The 4,803-nt window shown below is 64.8% G+C and carries 7 protein-coding genes and 1 other RNA gene; 7 read left to right on the top strand and 1 reads right to left on the bottom strand.

The features are described from left to right. Positions 1–528, bottom strand: a 528-nt coding sequence (locus tag PMI42_RS12585; protein ID WP_008134472.1) for a chromate transporter, incomplete at its 3' end; no start/stop codon positions are given. Between the two features lie 95 nt (positions 529–623). Here PMI42_RS12585 and ssrA point away from each other — a divergent pair. The 7 genes from ssrA to PMI42_RS12555 all read left to right on the top strand — a co-directional run. Further along, positions 624–990, top strand: a transfer-messenger RNA (tmRNA) gene (gene ssrA, locus PMI42_RS37665). 113 nt (positions 991–1,103) lie between these two features. After that, entirely contained in the window at positions 1,104–1,622 is a 519-nt protein-coding gene (locus tag PMI42_RS12580) for an SspB family protein (protein WP_008134470.1), read from the top strand. Between the two features lie 90 nt (positions 1,623–1,712). Next, positions 1,713–3,146: a class II fumarate hydratase gene (gene fumC, locus PMI42_RS12575; protein ID WP_035965441.1), complete on the top strand. Its 1,434-nt coding sequence runs from the start codon at positions 1,713–1,715 to the stop codon at positions 3,144–3,146. 278 nt (positions 3,147–3,424) lie between these two features. After that, positions 3,425–3,613, top strand: coding sequence for a DUF4169 family protein (locus PMI42_RS12570; RefSeq protein ID WP_008134467.1), 189 nt, complete (start codon positions 3,425–3,427; stop codon positions 3,611–3,613). After that, the gene (locus PMI42_RS12565) at positions 3,610–3,864 is read left to right on the top strand and encodes a ribbon-helix-helix domain-containing protein (RefSeq protein ID WP_008134463.1); all 255 of its coding nucleotides are present in this window, start codon (positions 3,610–3,612) and stop codon (positions 3,862–3,864) included. The genes PMI42_RS12570 and PMI42_RS12565 overlap by 4 nt, the downstream gene beginning before the upstream one ends. Before the next feature lie 115 nt (positions 3,865–3,979). Further along, entirely contained in the window at positions 3,980–4,255 is a 276-nt protein-coding gene (locus PMI42_RS12560) for a FeoA family protein (RefSeq protein WP_008134461.1), read from the top strand. Positions 4,256–4,275: 20 nt separating this feature from the next. Further along, positions 4,276–4,803 (top strand): FeoB small GTPase domain-containing protein (locus PMI42_RS12555; RefSeq protein WP_008134459.1); only part of this gene is annotated, 528 nt, incomplete at its 3' end.

Raw genomic sequence — 4,803 nt, 5'->3', positions numbered from 1 at the left:
CGCCAGCCGCAGCACGCCGATGGCGAGGAAGACACTGACCATCAGGATGAGCGCCGAGGCCTCCATCCGTTTCAAGAGCGGCGTCATCATGCGGAAGACCACCGCAATCAGAAGGCCGACCGCGGCGCATGAGATGCCCGCGAGAATTCGCCGCAGCACCTCGACGTCGCCGAAGCGGGCATAGATGATCGCAAGCACGGTCATGATCAGCGTCGGCGGCAGCAGCAGCCCGGTAAAGGCGGCTACGCCGCCGGCAATCCCGCGCAGACGCGACCCGAACACCATCGACAGATTGACGATGTTGGGCCCGGGCAGGAAGTGGCAGAGCGCAAAAGTCTCGTTGAACTCGTCCGCCGTCATCCAGCGGTGCCGGTCGACGATCGCCCGCCGGGCGAACACCAGAACCCCGCCGAAACCGGCCAGCGACATCCGGGCGAAGGCCACGAATAGCTCGGCGAGGCTCGGCGGAGGAGTATGCACGGCAGTGATGTCCGGCTCTTGGGCGGCCGGCGGTGAATCCTCGGACATGTCAGGAGCTTAGAACGAGGGCCGCGGCGCGGCCAAGGTCGGACTCGTGGCGGCCCGGAACCTATCCAAAGGGAACCTCGCCTGGTCGTGCCAAACCCCTGTCTTTCTAAACCTTTGCCCCCTATATTGGGGGTGCCGGTTCGCCGGCTATGGAAATAAATGGTCGTCGCAATAAACCATTCGGACCCGGGGGCGGTACCCGGCGCCTCCACCAAAGCCCACCTGCGGGCACGCCCGGAAGCGGGTTTTGGCGGGGGCGAAATAGGATCGACGAGGGCGTAAAGGGCGTGCTTTTTCCCGGTATTGTTCCGCCGTTATCGGGCTACTGCAATAGTTGCCAACGACAACTTTGCTCCGGTTGCTCAGGCTGCGTAACGCAGTTTGAAAGACCATCTTAAAGTCCTAACGGGTTAAGCTCCGTTAGGCGGGGTTCGGAGGCACCTGGCAACAGAAGCCTCCACTACCATTTCATTTCTTCCCCGGCGGGGACTCCTGCTGACCCGTCAGGCGCGATATTATTGCGGCTTGGCGAGTCGGGCCGGCAGGGCCCAACTCCTGGAATGCAACAGGACACCATGGCGACCGATCATATCCGATACGATGTGCTGGCCCGCGACGCGCTGCGCGGCGTGCTGCGGAAGGTACTGACCGACGCCGCGGCCCATGGCCTGCCGGGCGAGCACCATTTCTTCATCACCTTCGTGTCGAAGGCCGAGGGCGTGAAACTGTCGCCGCGGCTGCTGGCGCAATATCCCGAAGAGATGACGATCATCCTCCAGCACCAGTTCTGGGACCTGACCGTGCTCGAGGACCGTTTCGAGGTCGGCCTGTCGTTCGGCGGCATTCCGGAGCGGCTGATCGTGCCGTTCAGCGCCATCAAGAGCTTCCTCGATCCGTCCGTGAAATTCGGCCTCCAGTTCGACACCTCCGATGTCGCCGAGGTCGCGCCGGAGACCCTGCCGGCGGCCCCTGCCCCGTCGGCCCTGTCCGTGCCCGCGCCCGCCGCGGAGAAGGCGGAGACCGCAGAAGAGCCGACCCCGCCAAGCCAGGGCGGCGCCGAGGTCGTTCGGCTCGATCGTTTCCGCAAGAAATGATCTAGGTTGGGCCCCGGGCCCGTCGCGCCCGGCCAAACTGCCTATATAGAAGAGCGCATGAAGAGGCCGGGCGGCATTTCGCGCGGCAGAATGGATGTGCTCATGGCCAAAGCTGCCCGCTCAAAGACCTCGCCCCCCTCCACCCGCACCGAGACCGACAGCTTTGGTCCCATCGAGGTCCCCGCCGATCGCTATTGGGGGGCGCAGACCGAGCGCTCGCGCCAGAATTTTCGCATCGGCATCGACCGCATGCCGATCTCGCTCGTGCACGCGCTCGGCATCGTCAAGCTCGCAGCGGCGCAGTCCAACCTCGAGCTCGGCCTGCTCGACCAGCGCCGCGCCAATGCCATCATCCGCGCCGCGCGTGAGGTGATCGAGGGCAAGCTGGACGACCATTTCCCGCTGGTGGTGTGGCAGACCGGCTCCGGCACCCAGAGCAACATGAACCTCAACGAGGTGATCGCCAACCGCGCCAATGAGCTGCTCGGCGGCGAGCTCGGCGCCAAGAAGCCGGTGCATCCCAACGACCACGTCAACATGAGCCAGTCGTCGAACGACTCGTTTCCCACCGCGATGCACATCGCGGCCGCCAGCCGCATCAATGCCGATCTCGTCCCGGCCCTGGGCGAGCTGCTCCGCGCGCTGCGCAAGAAGGAGAAGGACTTTGCCAGGATCGTCAAGATCGGCCGCACCCACACCCAGGATGCGACGCCGCTGACGCTCGGCCAGGAATTTTCCGGCTATGCCGCACAGGTTGAAAGCGGCATCGCGCGGCTCAAGGTCGCGGTGAAGGATCTCTATCCGCTGGCGCAGGGCGGCACCGCCGTCGGCACCGGCCTCAACTCGAAGCCCCGCTTCGCAAAGCTGTTCGCAAGGCACGTGGTCGGGATCACGAAGCTCCCCTTCACCAGCGCCGCCAACAAATTCGAGGCGCTGGCCTCGAACGACGCCTATGTTCTGGCGCACGGCGCCATCAATTCGGTCGCGACAGGCCTGTTCAAGATCGCCAACGACATCCGCCTGCTCGGATCGGGCCCTCGCTCGGGCCTGGGCGAGCTGGTCCTGCCGGAGAACGAGCCGGGCTCCTCGATCATGCCGGGCAAGGTCAATCCGACGCAGTGCGAGGCGATGACCATGGTGTGCTGCCAGGTGTTCGGCAATCACACCGCCATCACGGTCGCCGGCAGCCAGGGCCATTTCGAGCTCAACGTCTACAAGCCCGTGCTCGCCTACAACATGCTGCACTCGATCCGCCTGATGGCGGACGCCGCGCGCTCCTTCACCGAACATTGCGTCAGCGGCATCCGTGCCGACGAAAAGCGCATCAAGGAGCTGATGCAGCGCTCGCTGATGCTGGTGACGGCGCTCGCCCCGAAGATCGGCTACGACAACGCCGCCAAGGTGGCGAAGACGGCGCATGCCAACGGCACCACGCTGAAGGAGGAGGCGCTGCGGCTCGGCTTCGTCTCGGCGGATGAGTTCGACCGCCTGGTCCGGCCCGAGAAGATGACCAGCCCGGGATAAAATTCCGAATTCCGATAGTCATCCGTAATGATACGGACGCTCGACCCTCAGAAATATGCGGCTTTGGCAGCGGGATTTGATTACCGTCAATGTTGCGGCGGGGCGGTGTGTTACGCAGCCCTTCTGCCCTTGACGGGGCGAAATTCATCGTTTGATGGCCCAAGCGGCCGATTGACGAGGACGAGCGAATGACGATCAAGTCTTGTGGGGTGCGACGCGGCGCCCTGTTTCTGAATGTTTCATCCTGCCTGATGAGGATCGGATGATGGAGACGCGGCATGGGGAACGTCATCAACCTGAATCGTTTCAGGAAGCGCGCCGAGCGGGAAGCCTCGGCGAAGCAGGCGGACGCCAACCGGACGAAGTTCGGCCGCACCAAGGCGGAACGGTCGGTGGAGGAGACGCGCGCGGACAAGGCGAAGGCGCATCTGGACCAGCATCAGATCGATCACGAGGATCAGTCATGAAATCGCCCGTCGTGAAGCGATCGATCGTGGTCGCCGGCCACAAGACCAGCGTCAGCCTGGAAGAGGCGTTCTGGAACGGCATGAAGGAGATCTCGGGCCTGCGCAACATGACGCTGTCCGAGCTCGTCGGCGAAATCGACGGCGCCCGCCAGCAGGGCAATCTGTCCTCGGCGATCCGCCTGTTCGTGCTCGACTACTTCAAGAGCCGCGCCATGGCCGCCATCCAGCCGGACAAGGTCCCGGCCCAGTAGCCGCCAGGGGCGCCGTCCTCACGCTTTCGGCATCTGCACTTTAAAATCACTCTAAGGTGCAGCTTCCGTGGGCAAGTGCGCTTGACCTCAATGCCCTGCGTTGAAAATACAGGGCATGACCGACACCCCACATACGCGCCCGCACATGCCGCTGGGTCTGGCCCTGCGCGGCTACACCGGCGTCATCCAGCACCTCACGACCAAGGACACCGGCTCGGCGCTCTCGGACATCGAGCTCGAGAGCCGGCTGATCGAGCTCGGCTTCGTCGAGGGGGCCCGGGTCGAGGTCCTGCACGAGGGGCTGGTCGGGCGCGACCCCATCGCCGTGCGGGTCGACAACATCACGATCGCGGTGCGCCGCCGCGAAGCCATGGCCATCATCGTCGCCTGAGCGACCGGATCATTGATTCCATGGAATTACCCCTGCTGCATCTCGCCCTGGTCGGCACGCCCAACAGCGGCAAGACCTCGCTGTTCAATGCCCTGACAGGCAGCCGGCAGAAGGTCGCGAACTATCCGGGCGTCACCGTCGAGCGCAAGGAAGGCTTCTTCGTCACCCCGCAAGGGCGCCAGGTCTCGGTGGTGGACCTGCCCGGCACCTATTCGCTGCGCGGCCGCAGCCCGGACGAGGAGATCACCCGCGACTTCGTGCTCGGCAAGGCCACCGGCGAGACCGTGCCCGACCTCGTGCTGTGCGTCGCCGACTCCACCAATCTGCGCCTGACCATCCGCCTGCTGCTGGAGCTCAAGCGCACCGGCCGGCCGATGGTCCTCGTCCTCAATATGTTCGACATCGCCACGCGCCGCGGCATCACTGTCGACGTCGAGCGGCTCGCCAAGGAGCTCGGCGTGCCCGTGGTCACCTCGATCGCGGTGCGCAAGGGCGGCACCGCCGACCTGCTGGCGCTGACCGACGAGATCTCGGCGAGGCTCCCCGCC

This window comes from Bradyrhizobium sp. YR681 (assembly GCF_000282615.1).
GTDB lineage: Bacteria > Pseudomonadota > Alphaproteobacteria > Rhizobiales > Xanthobacteraceae > Bradyrhizobium.
The sequence above is the reverse complement of the archived record's forward strand: the minus strand, read 5'-3'. Positions and strand labels throughout refer to the sequence as shown.

Coding starts and splice junctions, on each gene's coding strand:
- PMI42_RS12580 (WP_008134470.1), top strand. CDS start 1,104: ATGGCGACCGATCATATCCGATACGATGTGCTGGCCCGCGACGCGCTG.
- fumC (WP_035965441.1), top strand. CDS start 1,713: ATGGATGTGCTCATGGCCAAAGCTGCCCGCTCAAAGACCTCGCCCCCC.
- PMI42_RS12570 (WP_008134467.1), top strand. CDS start 3,425: ATGGGGAACGTCATCAACCTGAATCGTTTCAGGAAGCGCGCCGAGCGG.
- PMI42_RS12565 (WP_008134463.1), top strand. CDS start 3,610: ATGAAATCGCCCGTCGTGAAGCGATCGATCGTGGTCGCCGGCCACAAG.
- PMI42_RS12560 (WP_008134461.1), top strand. CDS start 3,980: ATGACCGACACCCCACATACGCGCCCGCACATGCCGCTGGGTCTGGCC.